Source organism: Streptomyces sp. NPDC005263, from assembly GCF_042872365.1.
Lineage (GTDB): Bacteria > Actinomycetota > Actinomycetes > Streptomycetales > Streptomycetaceae > Streptomyces.
In genome coordinates this window covers 1,085,072-1,107,302 of the sequence record NZ_JBIAKJ010000001.1, presented here as the reverse complement: position 1 = coordinate 1,107,302, position 22,231 = coordinate 1,085,072, and the positions used below count along the sequence as shown (strand labels likewise).

Below are 22,231 nucleotides of genomic sequence, written 5' to 3'. Positions count from 1 at the left end.
CCGCCTATAACGACTGTCATAGGAGGATGTCATGACCATCATCACCGTGAACACCCCGACGGGTCGCCTGAGCCTGGAACAGCGCCGTGAGCTGGCCGGGACTCTGACGGACGCGGTTCTGGTGCCCGAGGTGGGGCAGCACGCCCCGGCCGCCCGGGTCGGGTTCCAGGTGCACTTCGTGGAGCGTGAGCGGGACATGATGGCCATCGGTGGCCGGCTGCTGGCGGATGTCGAACCGGAGGTCGATGTGATGGTGATCGACATCGCGGTCATGGACGCCTCCTGGCAGCGTGAGGTGCGCGCCGAGGTCATCGAGCGCGTCCTGGCCGCTCTGGCGGCGGCCTGCGGGCTGGAGAAGCCGGCGCCGGCCTGGTGGGTCAACTTCCGGGTGATCGACGAGGGCAGCTGGGGCTCGTCCGGGGGTGTGCTGTCGGTCCTGCCGCTGCTGGAAAGCGGGGTGTTCACCGAGGAGCGGGTCAAGGCGGTGCGCGCCGCGCTGGGCGTCTGAAGCGTGAAACGCCGGGCGGGGACCCAGTTCGATCGTGGCCCGTGTCGGCAGGGTGAGTTCTCGACCCACAGCGGCACCCGTGCCACCAACTCCCGCCCCTCACTGAAAGCGTTGACCTATGCAGATGGAGATCCGGGCCGCTGCGATCCGGGGCATCGACCGCCTCATCGACCAGCTCGGCGGCGACGGCGCGGGCCTGCTGGCCGAGTTCGGTGTGTCGCCCGGTGACCTGGACTCCGACCATGGACTGTTGCCGACGGTGACGGCCGGACGGATCCTGCGCCGCGCCACGAAGGAACTGGACTGTCCGGATCTCGGCCTGCGTCTGGCGGCGTACCAGGACATGTCGATGCTCGGCCCGCTGGCCCTGGCGGTCGGGAACTGCGACACCGTCGGGGAGGGCCTGGACTGCGCGTCACGGTTCCTCTTCGTGCACAACCAGGGCATTCACATGTCACGTGCGGATGATCCCGAGCGCTATGCGGGTGTGGGAGCCGTCGAGTACCGGATGCTGCATCCCGACATCCCGTACGAGCCGCAGACGATCGACGCGGGCCTCGGGCTGCTGCACCGCAATCTCATCACCATGAGCGGCGGATACGAGCTGCTCGGGGTCTACCTGCCCCATCCGCCGCTCACGGACGAGTCCGTGTACACCAAGTTCTTCGGCGCCCCGGTCCACTTCGACACCGGCCGGGCCCTGCTGCGGGTGCCCACGAAGCTCTTCGCCCAGCCGATGTCGACCCCGGTCAACCCCGAACTACGGCGCATGGTCGTGGAGTACCTGGAGGCGCACTACACCGATCCCCGCGAGGGACTCGCGCCCACGGTGAGGTCGGCGGTCAGCCGCGCGCTGGGCACATTCCCGGCGCGGATCGATCTGATCGCGGAGTGGCTCCACCTGCATCCGCGCACCTTGCAGCGGCGGCTGGCGCAGGAGGGCACCTCGTTCCAGGCGATACTCGACGACGTACGCAAGAACGCCGCGCACCGGCTCCTGACGGGGACCGACATGCCGTTCTCGCAGGTGGCGTCACTGGTCGAGCTGGCCGGACAGGCGGCACTCACGCGTGCGGCGCGCCGGTGGTTCGGTAAAACGCCGTCGCAGGTCCGTCGTGAGGCCAAGGACAGGCGCCCATCGCCGGGTGTCGCGCAGGGTTAAATATTTGTCGTCCAGGGTCAAGCGGAGCCGCCCGGGCGCTTCAATAATCGACTGCCATGACCGGTTCCCCGCACTCTGCCTCGCTGCCCGCGCATGTCGATGTCCTGATCGTCGGCGCGGGCATATCCGGTATCGACGCCGCATACCGGGTGCGGTCGCAGTGCCCCGACCGGTCGTACGCCGTACTGGAGGCGCGGGAGTCCCTGGGCGGGACGTGGGATCTCTTCCGGTATCCGGGGGTGCGTGCCGACTCCGACATCTACACGCTCAGTTTTCCCTTCCAGCCATGGACCGGCGAGAACTCCATGGCCGACGGGGACGAGATCCTCGACTACCTGCGACGCACCGTGGACCGCTTCGGCATCGACCGCCACATCCACTGCTCCACGAAGGTGATCGCGGCCAACTGGACGAGTGAGCAAGCCCGTTGGACGGTGACCGTCGAGCGGAGCGCCGGCGAGGACGGGCCACGACGGTCCACCGTGACCTGCACGTTCCTGTATATGTGCACCGGCTACTACGACTACGAGCGCGGGCACGACCCGCAGTTCCCGGGGATCGAGTCCTTCGCCGGGACGGTGGCACATCCGCAGTTCTGGCCCGACGGACTCGACCACACCGGCAAGCGTGTCGTCGTGATCGGCAGTGGCGCGACCGCGATCACCGTGGCCCCCGCGATGGCCCGCGACGCGGCGAAAGTGACCATGCTGCAGCGCACGCCGACCTGGATCACCGCGCTGCCGCGCAAGGACCGGTTCGCCGCCAAGGTACGGCGGCGACTGCCTGCCGGGCTGGCGCACCGGATCGTCAGGGCACGCAACGCCGCCTACTCCAACGCCTTCTACCACTACTGCCGACGCTTCCCGGACCGCGCGCGGGCGCTGCTGACCAGGGTCGCCGTGCGGCGGATCGGGGAGGAGGCGGTACGCGAGCACTTCACCCCGTCGTACGCGCCGTGGGACCAGAGGGTGTGCATCACGGCCGACGCGGACCTGTTCAAGGCGATCAAGCGCGAGGAGGTCGACGTGGTCACCGACCACATCGACCGCTTCGTCGCCGAGGGCGTGCGGCTGCGGTCGGGCACGGTGCTGCCGGCCGACATCGTGGTGACCGCGACGGGGCTGCGCATGCTGGCGTTCGGTCACATCACGGTGAGCGTCGACGGCGAACCGGTCGAGCCCGCGTGCCACCTGCTGTGGCGGGGCGCCATGCTCAGCGATGTGCCGAACTTCGCGCTCTGCTTCGGCTACGTCAACCTGTCCTGGACGATGCGGGCGGATCTCACCGCGCGGCTGGTGTGCCGGGTCCTCAACCACATGCGCCGCGCGGACCTCGCGGCGGTCACCCCGCCCGCGGAGCCCGGCGTCCGGGAACGGCCCATGATCGAGCTCGCCTCCGGTTACGTCCAGCGGGGCGTCCAGGACTTTCCCCGGCAGGGCCACCGCGCGCCCTGGCGGATGCGCCAGACCTATCTGCTGGACTCCGCCGACATCGCCCGCGCCAGCCTTCGTCGCGAACTGCGCGGCGTTCCGCGCGCGTCGGTGCGGCCGGCCGGCGACGACACCGTCCGGATCGGAGGCTGACCGTGGCGGACCTGCACGGAGTGTGCGACGAGCGCTTCGCGGAGGTGGCCGCGCGGCTGTCCGGGAACCTCGACACGGGCGACGAACTCGGCGCCTCGATCGCGGTCCTGGTCGACGGGGAGCCGGTGGTCGACCTGTGGGGCGGATGGGCCGACCAGGGCCGTACGGCACCGTGGCGGCGCGACACGATCACCAACGTGTGGTCCTGCACGAAGACGGTCACCTCACTGGCGGCGCTGCTGCTGGTGGAGCGGGGACTGCTCGACGTCGACGCCCCGGTGGCCCGGTACTGGCCCCAGTTCGCCGCGCGCGACAAAGACGGAGTGCTGGTCCGGCACCTGCTGTCGCACACCTCCGGCGTCTCGGGGTGGGACCGACCGGTGACCGTCGCGGACGTCCTTGACGTACCGGCGTCGACGGCCCGCCTGGCCGCGCAGGCGCCGTGGTGGCCGCCAGGCACCGCGTCCGGCTACCACCTGCTCAACTACGGACATCTGATAGGCGAGTTGGTCCGGCGGATCGACGGTCGCACCCTGGGCCGGTTCGTCGCCGAGGAGATCGCCGGTCCACTCGGCGCCGACTTCCACATCGGCCTGCCGGACTCCGAGTTCGCCAGGGTCGCCGATGTCGTACCGCCGCCGTACCGGTCGAGCGATCTCGCCGGCGCCGATCCGGACGGGGTGGCGATGAAGACCTTCACCGGTCCCCTCGGCGGTGCCGACGAATCGTGGCGCCCCGAGTGGCGTCGTGCCGAGATCGGCGCGGCGGGCGGCCACGGGAACGCCCGGTCACTGGCCAGGATCCACTCCGTCATCGCCTGCGGCGGCACGCTCGACGGCGTACGCCTGCTGTCGCCGTCGACCATCGACCTGATCTTCCATGAGCAGACCGACGGGCCGGACCTGGTGCTCGGGGCGCACCTGCGCTTCGGTATCGGGTTCGGACTGCCGTCCCCGGCGGTGCCGTATCTCCCACCAGGACGGATCTGTTTCTGGACCGGATGGGGCGGGTCGGTGGTCGTGATCGACCTCGAACGCCGGGCCGCGATCTCGTACGCCATGAACAACATGGGCACCGGGATCCTCGGCAGCGACCGCACGGCCCAGTACGTCAAGGCCGCTTTCGCGGGCCTGGATCGAGGTGCTCGGAATCCGCGCGAAGAACCAAGGTCCAGCCAGCCGCTGTGACCGGCGGCCCGCACCATCTGCCAAAATTATGACGACTGTTATAGCGAGAGATAGCGAGAGGTGTACTCATGTCCGAGCCGGTAGTCCTGGTGGCGACCATCGTCGCGAAGCCGGGCCAGGAAGAGCTGGTCGAGAAGACGTTCAAGGCGGCGATACCCGCGGTGCACGCCGAACCCGGGTGCCTGCTGTACGCGCTGCACCGCAAGGCGGGCACCACCGGTGAGTTCGTCATGATCGAGAAGTGGGCCTCGCAGGAGGCACTGGGCGCGCACATGAAGGGCGCCGCGATGCGGGAGGTCGGCGTCGCCCTGGCGCAGGCACTGGTCGGCCCGCCGGACGCGCTCGCCCTGGAGGCGATCCCCGCCGGCGCCCCGGAGTCCGGCGCCATCTGACCGCACGCGGGCACCGGGCCGACGGACACACCGTCCGGCCCGGAATCCCCCACGCAACCGAGGAGCTTTCCCATGAAGAGCCTGATGTTCGTCGCCCCCGGGCACCTGCGCTTCGACGAGGTCGACGCCCCCACCCTCGTCGAGGGCACGGACGCGCTGGTGCGTCCGCTCGCGGCGACGACGTGCGATCTCGACCACCATGTCATCGACGACAAGACGCCGTTCTCCGGATTCGGCCCGTTCCCGATCGGCCACGAGTGCGTGGGCACGGTGGTCGAGGTCGGCCCCGACTGCACGGATGTCGCGGTCGGTGACGTCGTCGGCGTCGCCTGGCACATCGCGTGCGGTACCTGCGCGCAGTGCGAGCTCGGACACCCCGCCCGCTGTCTCCTGTACGGCGACGCCCAGTACGGCCTGCCGGTGAACGGGGCCTGGGGCGGGACGTTCGACGAACTCATCCGCGTTCCCTACGCGGACTTCAACCTCGCCAAGCTGCCCGCCGGGGTCGACCCCGTGCACCTGGCCTCGATCGGCGACAACCTCGCTCTCGGCTGGGAGACGGTGATGCCGACCGTCGCCGGGATCTCCGACCCGAAGGTCGCGGTCTTCGGCGGAACCGGTTCCATCGGCCTGTACTGCGTCGACGTCGCGGTCCACTGCGCCGGCGCCCGCACCGTGTACTACGACGACGACCCGGTCAGGATGAAGGTCGCCGAGCAGCTCGGCGCCGAGGTCCAGGACATCCACGGCAGGCGCGAGAAGGACTTCCACCTCGCCGTGGACGCCAGCTGCAACCCCGAGCGGCTGCGCAAGGCGCTGCTGTCGGTCATGCCCGAGGGATACGTCAACAGCGTCGGCATCTACTTCGACGAGGTCCAGCTCCCGCTGCTCTCGCTCTACCAGCGTGGCGTCCACTTCCACAACGGCAAGGGCCACGCGCGACCGAACATGACACCGACCCTGGAGGCGGTGGCCGCCGGTACGCTCCACCCCGAGCTGGTCACCAGCTCGATCCACGGCTGGGACGAGATCCCCGACGTGCTGACCTCAGGCCGCGCCGGCCACAAGCCGATCTTCGTCCTGGAGAAGTGAGACACCGGTTCGGGGCCCGGTGGGACCGGGCCCCGGGCTCTCCCTTTCCTGCTACATCGCCTTCCACGTCCCGTCGAGGACGCGCTGGGCGAGCGCACGATGAGCGTTGCCGAAGATCCCCAGGTGGCGTTGGACACCGGCGGGGCCCATCACCAAGGGGTTCGGCCCTGACGGGTCGGCCTTGAGCGCGCGCAGATGGCTGTAGACGGCCCCCTGGTAGGCGTGCGTGTTGATGAAGACGTCCGCACCCTCCTGGCCGGCGAGCCCCTGGACGAAGTCGGTCGAGATCGCGTACTGGGCCGCCGCCTCGATGTTGTCGTTACCGCTCCACACCACGAGCTTGTGGGTCTTCCCCTGGTGGACGACCGGCACGATGACGCACATCTGACCGACCGTGTGCCCGGGCGCGAGCATGGCGACCGCCGTGGTCCGCCGGCCGACCTGGATCCTCTTCATGCCGACGGTGTGGCCCGGATAGGCCTCGACCTCGATGTCGATGCGGCTGGGGATCCTGGCGAGCCGTGCCAGGTACTCCTCCTTGGTGTATTCGTCCTTCCGCCTCTTGAGGTCGGCGCGCTGTGCCTTGATGGCCGCGGCGTCGGGCTGTCCCATGACGAACTTCGCTCTCGGCGCGTAGTCGTCCCTGATCAGATTCGCGCCGCCGACGTGGTCGGGATGAGCGTGGCCGAGGAAGACGTAACGGATGTCCCGGGGGTCGAGGCCCGCGGCGGCGGCCTGGTCGAGGAACTGGGTGCGCATGTCGTCCGGTGTGGTGAGCGCGTCCAGCATGATCAGCCCGTCCGGGGTGCGGACGATCACGAGCCCGGTGAAGTCGGTGCCGAAGTACCAGGCGTTGTCCAGGAACCTGACTCCGCCCGCCGGCATGGGACGGACGTAGTCCTTGTACAGGAAACCCTTGGGGGAGACGAAGTCGACGGCCGGGTCGACCAGTTGGTCGACGGGTTGCCCGGTGCCCGCGCTGCCCGGGCTGCGATAACCCGTCCGGCACCACACGCGGTACTGCCAGCGGATGACCGGGTTGTCATCGACCTCCGCCAGCGCCCTGGCCGCGTCGTCGTACGCCTTGGCCAGCGGCTTGTCCGGCGCCAGCGGTCCGCCCCAGGGCACCTCCGCGGCAGCCCCGGCCGTTGCCGGACCGGCCTCCTCGGCGCCCTTGGCCGCCGCCGTACTCATGGTCAGGGCGGACGGGATCGCCGTCGCCCCCACGCCCGCCATGACCAACGTGCCGAATTCTCGCCTGGTACGCGTCATCGTTCCTCCTTCGTCGACGTGTGTTTCGGAGTGGGATCGGCCTGCTCGGTGTCGGCCCCGCCCGCGAGCAGCCCGCGCAGGACGTACGGCATGACCCCTCCGTGCCGGAAGTAGTCGGCCTCGCGGGGAGTGTCCAGGCGGACTCGGGCGGTGAACTCGCGGCCGTCGGAGAGGACGCCGACCGTGGCCGGGATCTGACCGGTGTTCAGGGTTTCCAGTCCGCGGATGGTGATCGTCTCGGCTCCTGTGGGTGCCAGGTCGTCGGGGCCGCCGTCGATGAGTTCCAGCGGCAGGACGCCCATGGCGATGAGGTTCGACCGGTGGATGCGTTCGAAGGACTGCGCGATCACCGAGCGGACGCCCAGCAGCGCCGGCCCCTTGGCGGCCCAGTCCCGGGAGGACCCACCGCCGTAGTCCTGGCCGGCCACGACGACCATGGGGACGTCGGCCGCGCGGTAGTCGGCCGCCGCATCGTAGATCGAGTCCTCGCGGCCGTCGGCGAGGAAGTTGCGGGTCCGGCCTCCCCGCGTGCCCGGTGCCACCTGGTTGCGCAGCCTGACGTTGGCGAACGCGCCCCGCATCATCACCTGGTGGTTTCCCCGCCTGGATGCGTAGGTGTTGAACTCCGGTCGAGGTACGCCGAGTTGCGAGAGATACCGGGCCGCCGCGCTGGAGGCGGTGATGGCGCCGGCGGGGGAGATGTGGTCGGTGGTGACCTGGTCACCGAGTTTGACCAGCACCCGCGCCCCGGTGATGTCCTTGACGGCCTCGGGTTCCCGGGTCATGTCGTCGAGGTAGGGAGGCCGGCGGATGTACGTGGAATCCGCGTCCCACGCGAACCGTTCGGAGGTGGGCACGCTGATGTCCTGCCACCGTCGGTCACCGGCGAAGACGTTCGCGTAGGCGTCGGTGAACATGGCCGCGTCGATGCTCGCGGCCATCACGGTCTCGATCTCCGCCGGATCCGGCCAGATGTCGTGCAGATGGACAGGCTCACCCTGCGGGGTGTGACCGAGGGCCTCGGTGCGGAGGTCGATGTCCATGGTGCCGGCGAGGGCGTAGGCGATGACGAGGGGAGGCGAGGCGAGGTAGTTCATGGCGACATCGGGCTGGATACGGCCCTCGAAGTTGCGGTTTCCCGAAAGGACGGACGTCACGGTCAGACCCGTGTCGGCCACCGCCTCGGACACCGCGCCGATGAGCGGGCCCGAGGCACCGATGCACGTCATGCACCCGAACCCGGCCAAGTGGAAGCCGAGGGCCTCCAGATCGGTGAGGAGGCCGGCCCGCCGGTAGTAGCCCATGACGACCCGTGAGCCGGGGCTCAGGGTGGTCTTGACCCAGGGCTTGCTGCGCAGTCCCGCCCTGACGGCGTTGCGGGCCAGCAGACCCGCGGCCACCATGACCGCCGGGTTGGAGGTGTTGGTGCAGGACGTGATGGCCGCGACCGCCACCGCCCCGTCGGACAACTCGTGCGTGGTTTTGTCGATGACGACGGTGGCGGTGTTCGAGGTCCGCGTCCGCCTACTGCCGCTCGCGCCCTGCTGACGCAGGGACTCCACGGCTGTACGGAAGCGGGACTTGGCCTGGTCCAACGGAACACGGTCCTCGGGCCGGGAGGGACCCGCCAGCGAGGGGACGACGGTGGACAGGTCGAGGTCGACGGTCTCCGTGAACCGGGGCGCGCTTGCGGGGTGGTGCCACAGGCCCTGCTCCTTGGCGTACGCCTCGACCAGTGCGACCTGAGCCTCGGACCGCCCGGTGAACCGCAGATAGCGCAGGGTTTCGCCGTCGACGGGGAAGAGCGCGCAGGTCGAGCCGAACTCGGGGCTCATGTTCGCGATGGTCACCCGGTCGGCGACCGGCAGGGCCGAGACACCGGTGCCGTGGAACTCGACGAACTTGCCGATGACCCCGTGGGTCCGCAGGAGTTCGGTGAGGGTGAGCACCAGGTCGGTGGCTGTGGCCCCGGCGGGAAGCTCGCCGGTGAGGCGTACGCCGACGACGTCCGGGACGAGGGCCGACATGGACTGGCCGAGCATCGCGGCCTCCGCCTCGATGCCTCCGATGCCCCAGCCCAGTACGCCGAGTCCGTTGACCATGGTGGTGTGGGAGTCGGTGCCCAGACACACGTCCGGGAACGCGAGGCCGTCCTCGACCATGACCACTCGGGCCAGGTGCTCCACGTTGACCTGGTGCATGATCCCGGTGCCGGGAGGAACGACCGCGAACTTCTGGAGCGACTGCTGTCCCCACCGCAGGAAGCGGTACCGCTCGCCGTTGCGGGCGTACTCCAGCTCGACGTTGCGGGTCAGCGCGTCCGGGCGTCCGAAGACGTCGGCGATGACCGAGTGATCGATGACGAGTTCGGACGCGATGACGGGATTGACCAGACCCGGGTCGCCGCCCAGGGCGGCCATGGCGTCCCGCATGGCGGCCAGGTCGACGACTGTGGGGACACCGTTGGTGTCGTGCAGGAACACCCGTGAGGCGTACAGGTCGACCGGTGTTCCCGTGGCTCCGCGCGACAGGATCGCCCGCACCTGGTCGTCGCCGCGGCTCGTGCCGTCGTGGAAGCGGGCCACGTTCTCCAGCAGGATCCGCAGGCTGACCGGGAGGTCGGCGGGGGACAGCCCGTCGATGCGGTGGTACGACAGCGACTGGCCGGCGACGTCGAGGCGCGCCCGGGTGCCCAGGGCGTCGAGCCCGGAGCCCGCCAGGTGGTTACGGCCCATCACAATGCCTCCACGGCGGATGAATCGGGGGTGACCCCGGGGAAGTCGGGTACGACAGGGGGTCGGGGGCGAACCGGAGTCGCAGCTCGGCCGCCCTCGCCCGGGTGAGCGGACGGGTCCGCTCACCGCGCAGCAGCAGGAAGAGCCGCGCCGTTTCCTCCAGTTCCTCGACGGCGTCCGCCGCGCCCGCGAGATCCGTCGCGGCGACGATTGGGCCGTGGTTCGCCAGCAGCATCGCGTGGTGCTGTGCGGCGGTGGACTCCGCCAGGCTCTCCAGGGCGCTGTCGCCGGGCGCGTGGTACGGCAGCAGCGGGAGCCGTCCGATCCGCATCGCGTAGTACGCGGTCAGGGGCGGCAGGGCGTCGCGCGGATCGATGTCCGCGAGGCAGGAGACCGCCACCGCGTGGGTGCTGTGCAGGTGGACGACGGCACCGGCCTCCCGCCGGGCGCGATACATCACGGCATGCAGGAACGCCTCCTTGGAGGGTGCCGGACCATCGACATGCGTTCCGGCGGTGTCGATGACGGACAGCGCGTCCGGGTCCAGCGCCCCCAGGGAGCTTCCGGTGGGGGTGACCAGGACGCGTTCGCCGACCCGGACGCTGATGTTTCCGGTGCGGCCGAAGGTGAGTCCGCGGGTGAAGAAGGAGGCGCCGAGCTCGGCGATCTGCCGCCGGGCGTGGCTCTCGTGGGTGGTCATGGTGTGTTCACCGCCCGCACCAGAAGGTCAGGGGCCCCGAAGTTGCCCGACTTCAGGAGGAGCCGGATCGGGTCGGGGCCGGAGGTCAGGCACCAGGGCACACCGCGATCCGCCTCCTCACCCACCACCACCGACGTGATGCCCAGGGCCTGGACGACGGCCCCCGAGGTCTCGCCGCCGGCGACCACGACACGGCGGGCGCCCAGCGCGACGGCGTGGTCGGCCGCCCGGGCCAGCAGTCCTTCGAGGATCTCAACGGTCTTCTCGCCGAACACCCGCTGGGTCGCCGCCCGTTCCTCGGTGGTGGCCGACGCGTAGACCAGCGCGGGGCCACCGCCCACGTGTCCGTTCAGCCATGCGCGGATCCCGCGCCAGATCTCCTCGGGATCGTCGCTGGTGGCAGGAGTGACCCGGTAGGACGGGAACTCCGCTCGCGCGCGGGCCACTTGGTCGAGGGTGGCAGCTGAGCAACTGCCCGCGACGATGACCGACGGACCCGAAGGCAGGCCGGTGGGGACAACGGACCGTGCCGGTCGGGATTCGGCGGACCCGGCACGCCGGGTCCCGGCCAGGGCGCGGGCCAGGCCGGCCCCACCGGTGACGACGCGCAGCCCCTGAGCGGCCGCTCCCAGCACCTCGAGGTCCGCCTCGTCGACGGCGTCCGCCACGACGTGCCGGACGCCCGACCCACGTAGGTCCGCAAGGGTCCGGCGGGCCGCGTCGGGGCCGGCGGCCAGGGCGTCGTGGCCGAGCAGACCGACCGGGTGCGGAGTCTGCGAAGCGAGCACCCGGCGCAGGTCGGAGTCGGTCATCGGGGTCAGCGGGTGCGTACGCATCGAGGACTCGGACAGCAGGCGGTCGCCGACGAAGAGGTGCCCGTGGAACACGCTTCTGCCGTGCTCGGGCGACGCCGGGCACAGGAGGGTCTGGTCCTCGCCGAGTTCGTCGAGGACCGCGTCGACGACGGGCCCGATGTTCCCCTCGGCGGTGGAGTCGAAGGTCGAGCAGTACTTCACGTAGAACCGCTGCGCCCCGGCGTCGGCCAACCGCCGCACGGAGGCCACCGACTGTGCGACGGCCTCGGCCGCGGGCGCCGTGCGGGTCTTCAACGCCACCACCAGCGCCGCACAGTCCGGGATCGCCGTGGAGGGGCCCGGGACACCGAACAGCAGGGCCGTCGACAGACCGCTGCGGCGTAGCCCCGCGGCAACGTCCGTACCGCCGGTGTAGTCGTCGGCGACGCAGCCGAGCCACGGGCGGCCGGTCATCGCGGGCCCTCCTGCACGGCGCCGAGGCCCGGCGCGGTCACCGCCGTGACCTGCTCCCTCAGGGCACGGGCGGCGAGCAGCGGAGCGCTCAGGACCGGCAGACCCAGTGCCTTCTCCACACCGGCCCGTGCGGGAGCGAGGGAGAACATACCGAGGACCACCGCGTCGACATCCCCCAGATACGGGGTGGCCGCCTCGGTCAGTGACGTCTCCAGGGCGTCGAGGTTCTGGCGCGCGGCGGCCCCGGCCGCGCCGGACGCGGTGCGGCCGATGACTTCCGTGCGCTTGCCGTCCGCGACCTCGGAGAGCACCCGCTCCAGCCGGTTCACCGAGTCCTGGACCGCGGGGGCGAGCGCACCGAGGAGCAGGACACTGCCGAACCGCCGACGGGCCACCTCCGCGAAGAGTTCCTCGTCCGAGCTCAGCATGGGAAGCCCATGGAGCTGACGGGCCTGTTCCAGTACCGGCCCGTACAAGGAGCAGGACAGCAGCACGGCGTCGGCGCCGCCGCGCACGGCGTAGGCGATCAGGGACAGCATCCGGTCGGACAGGGCGGGAGTGAGTCCGCCGGACGCTTCGGCGTCGCTCATGAGACGGTCGTCCAGCAGGTTCCACACCGATGCCTCGGGGTAGCCCTCGGCGAGGGCCGTTCCCGCCGGTTCGACCGACGCCGGGGTGGCGTTGATGACGGCCACCGTGGGCGGCCGGTCCGCCCGGTGCCCGCTCACAGCTGCCCGATCGAGGTCGCGACCGCCTCGGCGAACTCACGGCATCCCGCCGAACCGCCCATGTCCTTGGTACTGGTGCCCTGCGCGAGGGTGGCGGCCACGCCCTCCTCGACGATCCGCGCGGCACGCACCAGCGCCTCGTCCTCGTGCCGGGCGCCCAGCCATTCCAGCAGCATGGCGGTGGAAAGGATCATCGCAACCGGGTTGGCGAGGTCCCGCCCCGCGATGTCGGGCGCGGAGCCGTGTGCGGCCTGCGCCATCGCGCGGTCCTGCGAGGCGTTCAGGGAGGGCGCGATACCCAGCGATCCGGCCAGTTCGCCGGCCAGGTCCGAGAGGATGTCGCCGAACATGTTCTCGGTGACCACGACGTCGAACTCGTGGGCCCGCCGCACCAGGTGCACGGTCATGGCGTCGATGTGGAAATCGTCGACGGCGACGCCGGGGTAGCCCTGGGCGATCTCGCGGCAGACGTCCCGGAACAAGCCGGTGGTCAGCTTGAGGACGTTGGCCTTGTGGACGATGGTGACCTTCCCGCGGCGTCGCGAGGCCAGCTCGAACGCCTCCCGCGCGATGCGCTCGCACGCGGTCCGGGTGATGATGCCCATCGCGATGGCGACGTCGGGTGTGGGCATGAACTCGCCGGTGCCGCGGTGGGTGTTGCGGTCGGCGTAGAACCCCTCGGTGTTCTCCCGCATGATGACCAGGTCGGTTCCGGGGACGAGGGCGTTGCCGCCCACGAACGACTTGGCGGGGCGCACGTTGGCGTACAGGTCGAAGTGCTTGCGGATGGTGCCGCTGGGGTTGAGTTCGGAGCGGAACGGTTCGGGGTAGGCCGCGCTGTCGTGGGGGCCGAGGAGCCATCCGTCGGTCTCGGCGAGGGCGGCGAGGGTGGCCTTGGGGGTCGCCTCCCCCAACTCCTCGATGGCCCGGAATCCCAGAGGCAGTTCCTTCCAGGTGACGGGCGGGGCGCCTGCGGCCGCGAGAGCGGCGTCGGCGATCAGCACCGAGGCCGGGACGATCTCGGGGCCGATGCCGTCGCCGTACAGGACGCCGAGGGTGTAGCGGTGGGGGGTGTCGGCGGTGGTCACGGGACTCCTCTGTCGATGGGGATGTCGATGTGGACGGATGATGCTGTGGGCGGGTGTCAGCCGGTGACGGTCAGGAGGGCCTGGGCGTCCTCCGAGAGCGCGACCGTGTCGGTGTAGACCAGGCAGGCTTCCGGCTCGACGGCGAGGCCGATGGCGCCGGTGAGGCCGCCGCGGTCGCTGACGACCTGGACGACCAGGTCGCCGACCTTGAGGTCGTACTCGAAGCGGGAGCCCAGATACGAGGTGGTGAGGACCTCGGCGCTGATGACGTTCGCGCCCGGCGCGGCCTGGTCGGCGGTGGCGAGGACGGACAGGCGCTCGGGCCGGATGGCGACGGTGACGCTCTCGCCCGCGTCCAGACGCTGGGCCGTAGCGACGGACACGGCCTGGCCGTTGGCCGCCAGCCTCAGGGCGGCACCGTCCCGCGTGGTCTCGGTGACCGTGGCCTTGAGGAAGTTGCAGCGGCCGACGAACGCGGCGACCTCGGCGGTGGCCGGGGTCTCGTAGATCTCCTGGGGAGTGCCGACCTGGAGCATGTGGCCGCCGGACATGACCGCGATGCGGTCACTCAGGGCGAGGGCCTCGTCCTGGTCGTGGGTGACGTAGACGGTGGTGATGCCGAGGTCTTCCTGGAGCCGCTTGAGCCAGGCACGGGCCTGCTCGCGCAGTTTGGCGTCCAGGTTGGACAGCGGCTCGTCCAGGAGCAGGACACTCGGCGAGTACACCAACGCCCTGGCCAGGGCGACGCGTTGCTGCTGGCCGCCGGACAGCTGGTGGGGGTAGCGCTCACGCAGATGCAGCAGGCCGACCTTGTCCAGTGCGTCGTCGATGAGCCGGCGCTGCTCGGCCTTGTCGACCTTGCGGATCTGGAGCGGCATCGCCAGGTTGGCGGCGATGGTCTTGTGCGGCCAGAGGGCGTACGACTGGAAGACCATGCCCAGGTTGCGGCCCTCGGGCGGCACGAAGAGCTTCTTCTCCGTGTCCACGAAGGGGGTGTCGCCGACCGAGATCGAGCCGCTGGTGGGCTGTTCGAGCCCGGCGACGCAGTTGAGGGTGGTCGACTTTCCGCAGCCGCTGGGACCGAGGAGGGTGAAGAACTCGCCGTCCCGGATGGTGAAGTCGACGTCGTCGAGGACGACATTGCCGCCGAACTGCTTCTTGAGGTGCGAGACCTTGACGTCAGGCATCGTTGTTGCGTCCCTTCAGGAGGAGTCCGGCGAGCCCGACGAAGGCCGCGGTGATGGCGATCTGTAGGGTGGCGAGTGCGGCGACGGAGCCGGTGTTTCCCTGGACCCAGAGTTCGAGCATCGTGGTGCCGATGATCTTGCTGTCGGCCGAGCCGAGGAAGACGGCCGGGGAGTACTCCTTGAGCATCGTCACGAAGGTCAGGACGAGCGCGCCGGCGAAGGCGGGGGTGAGGAGCTTGGCCAGGATCATGGTGAAGGCCTTGATCCAGTCGGCGCCCGAGACCCGGGCCGCGTTGTCGAGTTCCTGGCCGATCTGCAGGAGCGACGGTGCCAGGGAGCCGAACCCGCTGGGCAGGGCGCGCAGTCCGAAGCCGATGATGATGGCCCACAGGGTGCCCTGGAGCAGGGAGCCGATACCGAACGGGGCGTAGGCGAAGGCCCAGAACAGGCCGATACCGACGATGATCCCGGGCATCGCCTGCGGGGCGAGGGCGAGGTACTCCGTGGCTCTGCGGAAGCGGAAGGTGGAGCGGCGCGCCACCATCACGGCCAGCAGTCCGAGGACGCTCACCGAGACAGCGCCGACGCCCGCGACGATCAGGCTGTTGACGATGGAGTCGACGTAGGCGGTGTAGCTGAAGATGCGCTCGTAGTTGGCTGTCGTCAGGGTCTTCAGCGGGGACTGGAGCGGGGTGAAGACCAGGGTGAACGAGCGGAAGATCAGGCCTCCGATGGGCACCAGGGCGCCCAGCACGACGTAGCAGACGATGGAGAGAAGGCTGATCCACTTCAGCCGGCCCAGGTCGAGGCGGCGGGGGCGGGTGGCCTTGCCCCGTACCGAGACGAACCGCTGGGCGTCCTTGAGGAGTCTGGCCTGGACCGCGACCAGGCCGACGGTGACGAAGAGGATGATGGCGGAAGCCGCGCCGAGCACGCCGTAGTCGGGGTTGATGGACTGAAGTCCGTTGCGGTAGAGGAAGGTCGAGAAGACCTGGATGTCGGCCGGCTGGCCGTACAGCAGCGGCACGCTCAGCGTCTCCACCGAGATCGAGACGACCAGGATCGAGCTGTAGACGATGGGCGGGCGCAGCATCGGCAGGATGACCTGGAAGAGGATGCGCAGCGGCCCCGCACCGCAGACCTGGGCGGCCGACTCCAGCGAGGCGTCGCTCTGGCGCAGCGCCTGCGCGCAGAACGTGTACGCGATCGGCGCCAGGGCCACGGCCTCCGTGAGCGCCATTCCGGGGATGGAGTACAGGTTCCAGGGGACGCTGCCCAGCACGTCGGCGACCTGCACGCTGACGAAGCCGGCCGGGCCGTACATGGTGATCCAGCCGAAGCCGAGGATCAGGGACGAGATGAAGAACGGCCACTGCATGGCGGCGGCCAGCAGACGTCCGCCCGGGATCTTCGTCCTGACGACGGCCACCGCCATCGGGATCGCGATGATCAGGGTGAAGAGGGTCGTGAGGACCGCGAAGTAGGCCGTGTCGAGCGCCACCCGGCCGAAGCCCGCCTCGGTGAACAGCTTGACGTAGTTGTCCAGGCTGAGCACGCCGCCGGCTTCGTACAGCGGCCGGTCGAGCAGCGACTGGTACAGCGTCGGCACGATGGGCGCGAGCACGAGCAGCGCGAGGACGATGATGACCGCGTAGTGCAGCCACACCTCGCGCCCGCGCCCGAGGACGCGCCGGTACCGGGGGGCCGGGTGGCCGCTGGTCCGGGGCGGGAGGTCGGTGCCGGGTGGCGAGGGCGACGGTGGCGTCTTGGTAGCAGGCATGTTCTGAGCGCCTTTCGGAGGTCTCGCGGATCAGCGGCCGAGGAGTCCGTCCCAGCGTGTGGTGAAGGCCTTCACCTCGGCGTCCGGGACCTTGGCGTACTTGACGTCGATGACGTTCTTCCGGCCGACCGCCTTGACCAGTTCCTGGTAGGTGTGGCGGCCGTCGGTGGCCTCGATGCCGTCCCGGTACGAGGTGAGGCCGCCCTCGGCGACGGCGCGCTGCCCCTCCGCCGAGAGGACGAAGTCGTTGAACAGCTTCGCGGTCGCGGTGTGCGGGGCCTTGGCGGCGATGCCGATGCCGCGCGGCATGACGACGGTGCCGTCGTCGAGGAACGTCAGGGCCAGCAGGCCGCCGCTCTGCTCCACCTTGGGATAGGCGGGGGCGGCGCTCACGAAGAAGCCGGCGAGGTACTCGCCCGAGAGGACCTTCTCCAGCTGGGTCCCTGAGGACGACTCGGCCTTGCCGAGGGGCAGCAGCTTCTCCAGCGGCGACCAGGCCCCGGGCCGGCCCTCGGTGAAGGCGTGGGAGACCGAGAACCCGAACGCGCCGGTCACATCCCGGGTGGTGATCTTGCCCTTGTACTTGCCGGGGTCCTTGGCCACGATGTCGGCCAGCGACTTCAGCCCGGTCGGCTTCCCGCTGACCAGCGAGGAGTTGTAGATGATGGACAGCGGGTCCATCGACATCGCGGAGACGTTCGGGAGTAGCGCGGCGTTGGCCGGAAGCTTGGCCAGCTCGGGCGACTTGTAGGGCAGCAGGGTCCCGGAGCGCTCGGCGAAGTCGGCCCATGCCTGCGAGGCGTTGGACACCAGGACGTCCGCGGGTGAGCCGCCGGTCGCCTGCTCGCTGAGGACCCGCTGGAAGACCTCGTCGCTGTCGAGGTTGTTCGCGGAGAGCTTCTTGACCCAGGGGTACTTCTTCTGGAAGTCGCGGAAGACCGGCGCCCAGTTCTCCTGGTCGGTGTTGGAGTAGATGGTGAGGGCGCCGCCCTCCTTCTTCGACGCCGCGATGACGTCCTTGTACGCGGCGGGGTAGTACGAGGGCGCCTTGCCGGACTCGATGACGTTGTCGGCGCCCGGCTCGTCCTCTCCGGCGCCGCAGGCGGAGACCAGAGCGAGGGAGGCCACGGCACCGAGTGCGAGGGCGGCCCGGGACCAGCGGCGGGGTGCTGTCGCGGCGGCCCGGCCGGCGTCCGGCGCGGTGCTGCGGGGGTTTGCGGTCATGCTCTTCCTCCTTGAAGAGACCCGACGTGCGCCTCAGGTGAGTCGCCGCAAACAGTGACGGTTATAACCTATGACGTCAACCCTTTCCGAAGGCCCGAAGGCTGCGGATGTGAAAGTCGAGCCTGACGGCAGGCCTGCTGAACTGGCCCGGCACGGTTCTGTATGACCTCGGGGAGTAAGATGTCCCTAGCGGAGTCGACGCCGACTCTGTAGGTTATAACCGTCGTGATGACGCCAGAGGGGACCGCATGTCGCAGCCGGTTGAGGCTTTCGAGACGAAGAGCGACTTCGCCTACCGCCAGGTCCGCGACCGGATTCTCTCCGGGGAACTGGAGCCCGGCTCGGTGATCCAGCAACGGGAGCTCGCGAGCTTCATCGGCATCAGCACCACGCCGCTGCGCGAGGCGCTGCGCCGCCTCAAGAGCGAGGGTCTGGTCGAGCTGGACGCCCACCGGGACGCCAGGGTCTCACCGTTGCGCGCTGAAGAAGCGCGCGATCTGCTGGAGATCCGCCGGTCCCTGGACCCACTGGCCGCCTCGCTGGCCGCCGAACGGCGTACCAACGCCGACATCCAGGCCATCCGCGCCGCAGCGGCCGGACTGGCCCCACTCCACCCGCACCCGAGCGTCGAGCAGTTGGTGGCCCATCGCCGCTTCCACGCCGCGATCTACACGGCGTCCCACAACGACCTGCTCATCGGCACGCTGGAGGCGCTGTGGGACAAGGCCGACCGTTATCGTCTGCTGGCCCTCCGTACGGACCCGGGCCAGGGCGCCCGGGACCAGAAGGCCAGGGAGCATGACGCGCTCGTTGAATGCGTCGCCCTCGGAGACGGCGCAGGCGCGGCGGAGATCATGCGCAAGCACATCGACACCAGCCTCGGTGCGACAGCGGTGTGGCGGCTCGGCCATCCCGACTCCAGCAACGGAATCTGACACGACCCTGACGGCGTCGGGCGGTGCCGTCACCCACAGGGTCAGGAATCGAACCAGCGCCCTCCTGACACCACCCCCGGAGTTGCCATGCCCAGTACATCCCCGCTCGCCACCGCCGACCTCGTCGACGAGTACGGCGATCAACTACGAGTCTGTGACGTGCAGTTCACCTCGTACGGGGCCGTCCGCTCCTTCGCCGGCCCGGTACGCACCCTCTCCTGCCCCGGCGACAACGCCCTGCTGCACGAGTTGCTCCGCACCCCCGGTGAGGGCCATGTCGCGGTCGTCGACGGTGGAGCCTCGCTGCGGACCGCGCTTCTGGGGGACCTGATGGCCGAGCGGGCGCGTGCCAACGGCTGGGCCGGTGTCGTCGTGTACGGAGCCGTCCGCGACAGCGCCGTCCTCGCCGGGATGGACATAGGCGTCCAAGCCCTGGGGACCAACCCTCGCAAGAGCGGGAAGGCCGGCGCGGGCGCCGTGGACGAGCCCGTGTCGTTCGGTGGGGTCACGTTCACCACCGGCGACATTCTGCACGCCGACGACGACGGAGTCGTCCTCCTGCCGAGGACCTGATGGGGCACGGGTGCCAACAGGGCGACGGCACCTCATCCCCTCATGGTGTGCGCTGATCCCAGGCGACCTGGTTGGCGACCAGTTCGGGCCCATGGGTGTTCGCCCAGTTCCGTAGCGCCGTGAGCGGTGGGACGATCGTCTCCCCGAACGGGGTCAGCGAGTAGGTCACCCTGACCGGACGCGCATCCAGGACGGTGCGGTCCACGAGGCCGTCACGCTCGAGCTTGCGCAGCGTCTGCGCCAGCATCTTGTGCGAGACGCCGGCCGCCGACCGGCGAAGCTCGGCGTACCCGATGGGCCCCTCCGCGAGGATCGTGATGATCAAAGCGGTCCACTTGTCCGCGATCCGGTCCAGCACATCCCTGACCGAGCACCTCGGATCGTCCGCCGACGGGATCGACAGCCGTCCGACCGGCCGCGGGTCGCTCACCGGGAGGTGAGCAGCTGTCCCCAAAGTGCGTTCTTGTGAGGCTTCCATGCGGCTCATACCGTGAAATTTACTCCTTCAGGGAGTAACTCACCATGAGAGAGCCCATCGTAGGATCAAAGGATCACGCACATGAGCGGCATCGATTCCACCCCGCACAGCGAGCTCGGCTACCCGGGTGCGGCGCCTTCCGCGGTCGACCGCGACGGTTTCGACCGAGGCACCGGCACGGGCGAGCCCAGCGAGCAGACCGCGCGCCTGCTGCGCCTCATGAAGGCGGCTGACGACGCGTTCAACGCGCGGGACTACGACTTCTTCCTCGACCACCGACACGCCCCGGATGTCACGGCGCATGTCTTCGGGATGCCGGAGACCGTCGGCATCCCCCCGCACCGACGGGACACCGAGTTCTTCGTCGCGGCGTTCCCCGACCTGAAGGTGCACAACGACCCCTACGACGTGCAGTTCGGACAGGGCGCGTGGTCGGTCGCGATGGGCAGGCTCAGCGGAACCTTTACGGGCACCCTGACCCTCGGGGGCCAGGTGATCGAGCCGACGGGGAAGTCGTTCACCACGTTCTTCACGACCATCGCGAAGTGGCAGGACGACCTCATGACCGAGGAGTTCGTCCTGTTCGACATGCAGGACATGATGAGGCAGATCGGCGTTGGCGCATGAGATCGCTGCCGTAGATCCGGGCGCCCCAGGCAACGACCTGGGCGCCGGTCGATGCCGGAGGCTGCCGCCCGGTCGACGAGCTTGGGCGGGTGAGCCAGGAGCAGGACGGGCAGGTCGGGGTCGGCGCCTGAGCGGTCGATGGATCAGATGACCGCGCTCCACTTCTGGTTCTGGGCGCCCGTGCAGGTCCAGAGCCGGAGCGGCGTACGGTTGCTGCCGCGCGGATCCGTGGCCTCCACACATTTGTGAGCCTGAAGGTTGACCAGGTCGTGGGCGGGGTTGAGCCGGAACCTCTGGGAGCCGCTGCCGTTGCAGTCGGCCAATTGGATGGCCGCGCCGTTGTCTGTCGAACCGCCTGCGACGTCCAGGCACTTGCCCGAGATCCGGATGAGCCTGTCCTCGGACACGATCTGCCAGTACTGTCTGTCGCTGCTCGAGCAGTCCACGATCTGCAGCTGCGCGCCCCCGAGGGTGCCGCCGTCGATGCACCTGTCGGAGGCGTGACTTTGTATTGCCACGCCTGAAGCAGGCTTGGAGGGGGCGGGGCTCGCTGTCGAAGAACCCGCTGTCGAAGAACCCGCTGTCGAATCGCCCTCGTCGGAGTCCGAGCCCGGTATGAGGAAGGGGATGCACGCGAGCAGGACCGTCGCCAGGCCGGACCCGGCCAGCAGCATCCAGCGGAGCCGGCGGGTACGGGTATCCGGACCTCCGGTCTCCTCTCCTGAGGAGTCCCGGGCGACGAACACCACTGGACCGGTGGACAGTTGGGCCGGAACGGCAGGGACCGATGCGGACACGGGGGCGGGCTCGACCGGGACCGGGGCGGGTACGGGGGTGGCCTCGACCGGAACCGGTGGAGTGAGGAGACCGGCGTCGGCCTGTAAAACGCGCTGGTACGTCGCCTGCAGCGCCGGCCCGGGATCGACGCCCAGCTCGCCCGCGAGCAGCGTCTGCGCCTCGCGGTAGGTGGCGAGGGCCGCGGCCTGCCGCCCTGAGCGGTACAGGGCGAGCATCAGCATCTCCCGGAACCGCTCGTCCAGCGGATGCTCGGCGACCAGACCGGTCAGCTCCGAGGCCGCCTTCTCATGGCCACCCAGGTCGAGTTCGACCGCCAGCCGGGCCGCCTCCGCCGACAGACGCAACTCGTTCAGCCGCTGCCGCTGGCTGTCCGCGTACTCGCCCCGGATACCGGCCAACGCCGCCCCCCGCCACAGACCGAGCGCATCACCCAGGCACTTCGCCGCGCCTTGGGCGTCTCCCGCACCTCGCGTCCGCTCGGCCTGGGCGACCAGCTCCCGGAAGACGCTCAGATCCAGCTCGCCCGGCGAGGTGAGTTGATAGCCGTCCCCCGCGGCACGGATCATGGACGATGACGTGTCCCCGGCGGGCTCCAACACCTTCCGGAGCCGGTGAATGTAGGTACGCAGAATGCCACGTGCGGAGGCCGGCGCTTCGGTCCCCCACACCGCGTCGACGAGTCTGCCCACCGACACCTGCGAGCCTTCGGCCAGCAGCAGAACGGCCAGCACCGCCCGCTGCTGGGGTGGGCCGAGCGCAATCTCGTCCTGGCCACGCCACGCCCTGACCGGTCCCAGAAGCGAGAACCGTAACCGCTCTTTCAACTAGCGCCCTCCTTGAGGGATGCCTGTCCGAACTGGCAGGCGCGGTCAGGTTTTCGGGGGGCAACCGCGCGGATCACCCCGAAGTCTAAG

The 22,231-nt window shown here is 69.8% G+C and carries 20 protein-coding genes; 9 read left to right on the top strand and 11 right to left on the bottom strand.

Going from position 1 to position 22,231, the window contains the following annotated elements; translation table 11 throughout:
• Window positions 1-31: 31 nt before the first annotated feature.
• From ACFYRY_RS05010 to ACFYRY_RS04985, 6 genes are all read left to right on the top strand, one after another.
• On the top strand, window positions 32-508 hold the full coding sequence (locus ACFYRY_RS05010) for a 4-oxalocrotonate tautomerase family protein (RefSeq protein WP_389140123.1): 477 nt from the start codon (window positions 32-34) through the stop codon (window positions 506-508).
• 118 nt (window positions 509-626) lie between these two features.
• Complete coding sequence (locus ACFYRY_RS05005) at window positions 627-1,670, top strand: AraC family transcriptional regulator (RefSeq protein ID WP_389140120.1); 1,044 nt, start codon at window positions 627-629, stop codon at window positions 1,668-1,670.
• A 56-nt stretch (window positions 1,671-1,726) separates the two neighbouring features.
• Entirely contained in the window at window positions 1,727-3,253 is a 1,527-nt protein-coding gene (locus ACFYRY_RS05000) for a flavin-containing monooxygenase (RefSeq protein WP_389140118.1), read from the top strand.
• A 2-nt stretch (window positions 3,254-3,255) separates the two neighbouring features.
• Complete coding sequence (locus ACFYRY_RS04995; RefSeq protein ID WP_389140115.1) at window positions 3,256-4,440, top strand: serine hydrolase domain-containing protein; 1,185 nt, start codon at window positions 3,256-3,258, stop codon at window positions 4,438-4,440.
• A gap of 68 nt (window positions 4,441-4,508) precedes the next feature.
• Entirely contained in the window at window positions 4,509-4,832 is a 324-nt protein-coding gene (locus ACFYRY_RS04990; RefSeq protein ID WP_389140113.1) for a putative quinol monooxygenase, read from the top strand.
• Between the two features lie 72 nt (window positions 4,833-4,904).
• Window positions 4,905-5,924, top strand: coding sequence for a zinc-binding dehydrogenase (locus ACFYRY_RS04985; RefSeq protein ID WP_389140111.1), 1,020 nt, complete (start codon window positions 4,905-4,907; stop codon window positions 5,922-5,924).
• Between the two features lie 51 nt (window positions 5,925-5,975).
• On the opposite strand, the gene ACFYRY_RS04980 is transcribed toward ACFYRY_RS04985, so the two are convergent.
• Genes ACFYRY_RS04980 through ACFYRY_RS04940 form a run of 9 tightly spaced genes read right to left on the bottom strand, consistent with a single transcriptional unit; the run spans window position 5,976 to window position 17,906 of the window.
• A complete protein-coding gene (locus tag ACFYRY_RS04980) occupies window positions 5,976-7,196 on the bottom strand; it encodes an MBL fold metallo-hydrolase (protein ID WP_389140108.1) in 1,221 nt (406 codons plus the stop codon).
• Window positions 7,193-9,931 carry an aconitate hydratase AcnA gene (gene acnA / locus ACFYRY_RS04975; protein ID WP_389140105.1) on the bottom strand — a complete coding sequence of 913 codons (2,739 nt, stop codon included), beginning with the start codon at window positions 9,929-9,931 and terminating at the stop codon, window positions 7,193-7,195. Before acnA ends, ACFYRY_RS04980 begins: the two co-directional genes overlap by 4 nt.
• On the bottom strand, window positions 9,921-10,631 hold the full coding sequence (gene otnC / locus ACFYRY_RS04970) for a 3-oxo-tetronate 4-phosphate decarboxylase (protein WP_389140102.1): 711 nt from the start codon (window positions 10,629-10,631) through the stop codon (window positions 9,921-9,923). Before otnC ends, acnA begins: the two co-directional genes overlap by 11 nt.
• Window positions 10,628-11,899 carry a 3-oxo-tetronate kinase gene (otnK, locus tag ACFYRY_RS04965; protein ID WP_389140100.1) on the bottom strand — a complete coding sequence of 424 codons (1,272 nt, stop codon included), beginning with the start codon at window positions 11,897-11,899 and terminating at the stop codon, window positions 10,628-10,630. Before otnK ends, otnC begins: the two co-directional genes overlap by 4 nt.
• Window positions 11,896-12,627: an aspartate/glutamate racemase family protein gene (locus ACFYRY_RS04960; RefSeq protein WP_389140097.1), complete on the bottom strand. Its 732-nt coding sequence runs from the start codon at window positions 12,625-12,627 to the stop codon at window positions 11,896-11,898. Before ACFYRY_RS04960 ends, otnK begins: the two co-directional genes overlap by 4 nt.
• Window positions 12,624-13,715, bottom strand: a complete 1,092-nt coding sequence (locus tag ACFYRY_RS04955; RefSeq protein ID WP_389140094.1) for an isocitrate/isopropylmalate dehydrogenase family protein — start codon at window positions 13,713-13,715, stop codon at window positions 12,624-12,626. The genes ACFYRY_RS04960 and ACFYRY_RS04955 overlap by 4 nt, the downstream gene beginning before the upstream one ends.
• A 56-nt stretch (window positions 13,716-13,771) precedes the next feature.
• Complete coding sequence (locus tag ACFYRY_RS04950) at window positions 13,772-14,902, bottom strand: ABC transporter ATP-binding protein (protein ID WP_389140091.1); 1,131 nt, start codon at window positions 14,900-14,902, stop codon at window positions 13,772-13,774.
• Complete coding sequence (locus tag ACFYRY_RS04945; RefSeq protein ID WP_389140087.1) at window positions 14,895-16,682, bottom strand: ABC transporter permease; 1,788 nt, start codon at window positions 16,680-16,682, stop codon at window positions 14,895-14,897. The genes ACFYRY_RS04950 and ACFYRY_RS04945 overlap by 8 nt, the downstream gene beginning before the upstream one ends.
• Window positions 16,683-16,712: 30 nt before the next feature.
• Window positions 16,713-17,906 carry an ABC transporter substrate-binding protein gene (locus ACFYRY_RS04940; protein WP_389140084.1) on the bottom strand — a complete coding sequence of 398 codons (1,194 nt, stop codon included), beginning with the start codon at window positions 17,904-17,906 and terminating at the stop codon, window positions 16,713-16,715.
• 248 nt (window positions 17,907-18,154) lie between these two features.
• Here ACFYRY_RS04940 and ACFYRY_RS04935 point away from each other — a divergent pair, with 248 nt between their 5' ends.
• A complete protein-coding gene (locus ACFYRY_RS04935; RefSeq protein WP_389140081.1) occupies window positions 18,155-18,841 on the top strand; it encodes a GntR family transcriptional regulator in 687 nt (228 codons plus the stop codon).
• Window positions 18,842-18,928: 87 nt separating this feature from the next.
• Window positions 18,929-19,414 carry a ribonuclease E activity regulator RraA gene (rraA, locus tag ACFYRY_RS04930; RefSeq protein WP_389140078.1) on the top strand — a complete coding sequence of 162 codons (486 nt, stop codon included), beginning with the start codon at window positions 18,929-18,931 and terminating at the stop codon, window positions 19,412-19,414.
• 40 nt (window positions 19,415-19,454) lie between these two features.
• Here the strand turns inward: rraA and ACFYRY_RS04925 are convergent, their stop codons facing one another.
• Window positions 19,455-19,901, bottom strand: a complete 447-nt coding sequence (locus ACFYRY_RS04925; protein ID WP_389140075.1) for a winged helix-turn-helix transcriptional regulator — start codon at window positions 19,899-19,901, stop codon at window positions 19,455-19,457.
• A 72-nt stretch (window positions 19,902-19,973) separates the two neighbouring features.
• Here ACFYRY_RS04925 and ACFYRY_RS04920 point away from each other — a divergent pair, with 72 nt between their 5' ends.
• The gene (locus ACFYRY_RS04920; RefSeq protein ID WP_389140073.1) at window positions 19,974-20,519 is read left to right on the top strand and encodes an ester cyclase; all 546 of its coding nucleotides are present in this window, start codon (window positions 19,974-19,976) and stop codon (window positions 20,517-20,519) included.
• Window positions 20,520-20,662: 143 nt separating this feature from the next.
• On the opposite strand, the gene ACFYRY_RS04915 is transcribed toward ACFYRY_RS04920, so the two are convergent.
• Window positions 20,663-22,141, bottom strand: coding sequence for a BTAD domain-containing putative transcriptional regulator (locus ACFYRY_RS04915; protein ID WP_389140070.1), 1,479 nt, complete (start codon window positions 22,139-22,141; stop codon window positions 20,663-20,665).
• Window positions 22,142-22,231 lie beyond the last annotated feature (90 nt).

Coding starts and splice junctions, on each gene's coding strand:
- ACFYRY_RS05010 (WP_389140123.1), top strand. CDS start 32: ATGACCATCATCACCGTGAACACCCCGACGGGTCGCCTGAGCCTGGAA.
- ACFYRY_RS05005 (WP_389140120.1), top strand. CDS start 627: ATGCAGATGGAGATCCGGGCCGCTGCGATCCGGGGCATCGACCGCCTC.
- ACFYRY_RS05000 (WP_389140118.1), top strand. CDS start 1,727: ATGACCGGTTCCCCGCACTCTGCCTCGCTGCCCGCGCATGTCGATGTC.
- ACFYRY_RS04990 (WP_389140113.1), top strand. CDS start 4,509: ATGTCCGAGCCGGTAGTCCTGGTGGCGACCATCGTCGCGAAGCCGGGC.
- ACFYRY_RS04985 (WP_389140111.1), top strand. CDS start 4,905: ATGAAGAGCCTGATGTTCGTCGCCCCCGGGCACCTGCGCTTCGACGAG.
- ACFYRY_RS04980 (WP_389140108.1), bottom strand. CDS start 7,196: ATGACGCGTACCAGGCGAGAATTCGGCACGTTGGTCATGGCGGGCGTG.
- acnA (WP_389140105.1), bottom strand. CDS start 9,931: ATGGGCCGTAACCACCTGGCGGGCTCCGGGCTCGACGCCCTGGGCACC.
- otnC (WP_389140102.1), bottom strand. CDS start 10,631: ATGACCACCCACGAGAGCCACGCCCGGCGGCAGATCGCCGAGCTCGGC.
- otnK (WP_389140100.1), bottom strand. CDS start 11,899: ATGACCGGCCGCCCGTGGCTCGGCTGCGTCGCCGACGACTACACCGGC.
- ACFYRY_RS04950 (WP_389140091.1), bottom strand. CDS start 14,902: ATGCCTGACGTCAAGGTCTCGCACCTCAAGAAGCAGTTCGGCGGCAAT.
- ACFYRY_RS04945 (WP_389140087.1), bottom strand. CDS start 16,682: ATGCCTGCTACCAAGACGCCACCGTCGCCCTCGCCACCCGGCACCGAC.
- ACFYRY_RS04940 (WP_389140084.1), bottom strand. CDS start 17,906: ATGACCGCAAACCCCCGCAGCACCGCGCCGGACGCCGGCCGGGCCGCC.
- ACFYRY_RS04935 (WP_389140081.1), top strand. CDS start 18,155: ATGTCGCAGCCGGTTGAGGCTTTCGAGACGAAGAGCGACTTCGCCTAC.
- rraA (WP_389140078.1), top strand. CDS start 18,929: ATGCCCAGTACATCCCCGCTCGCCACCGCCGACCTCGTCGACGAGTAC.
- ACFYRY_RS04925 (WP_389140075.1), bottom strand. CDS start 19,901: ATGAGCCGCATGGAAGCCTCACAAGAACGCACTTTGGGGACAGCTGCT.
- ACFYRY_RS04920 (WP_389140073.1), top strand. CDS start 19,974: ATGAGCGGCATCGATTCCACCCCGCACAGCGAGCTCGGCTACCCGGGT.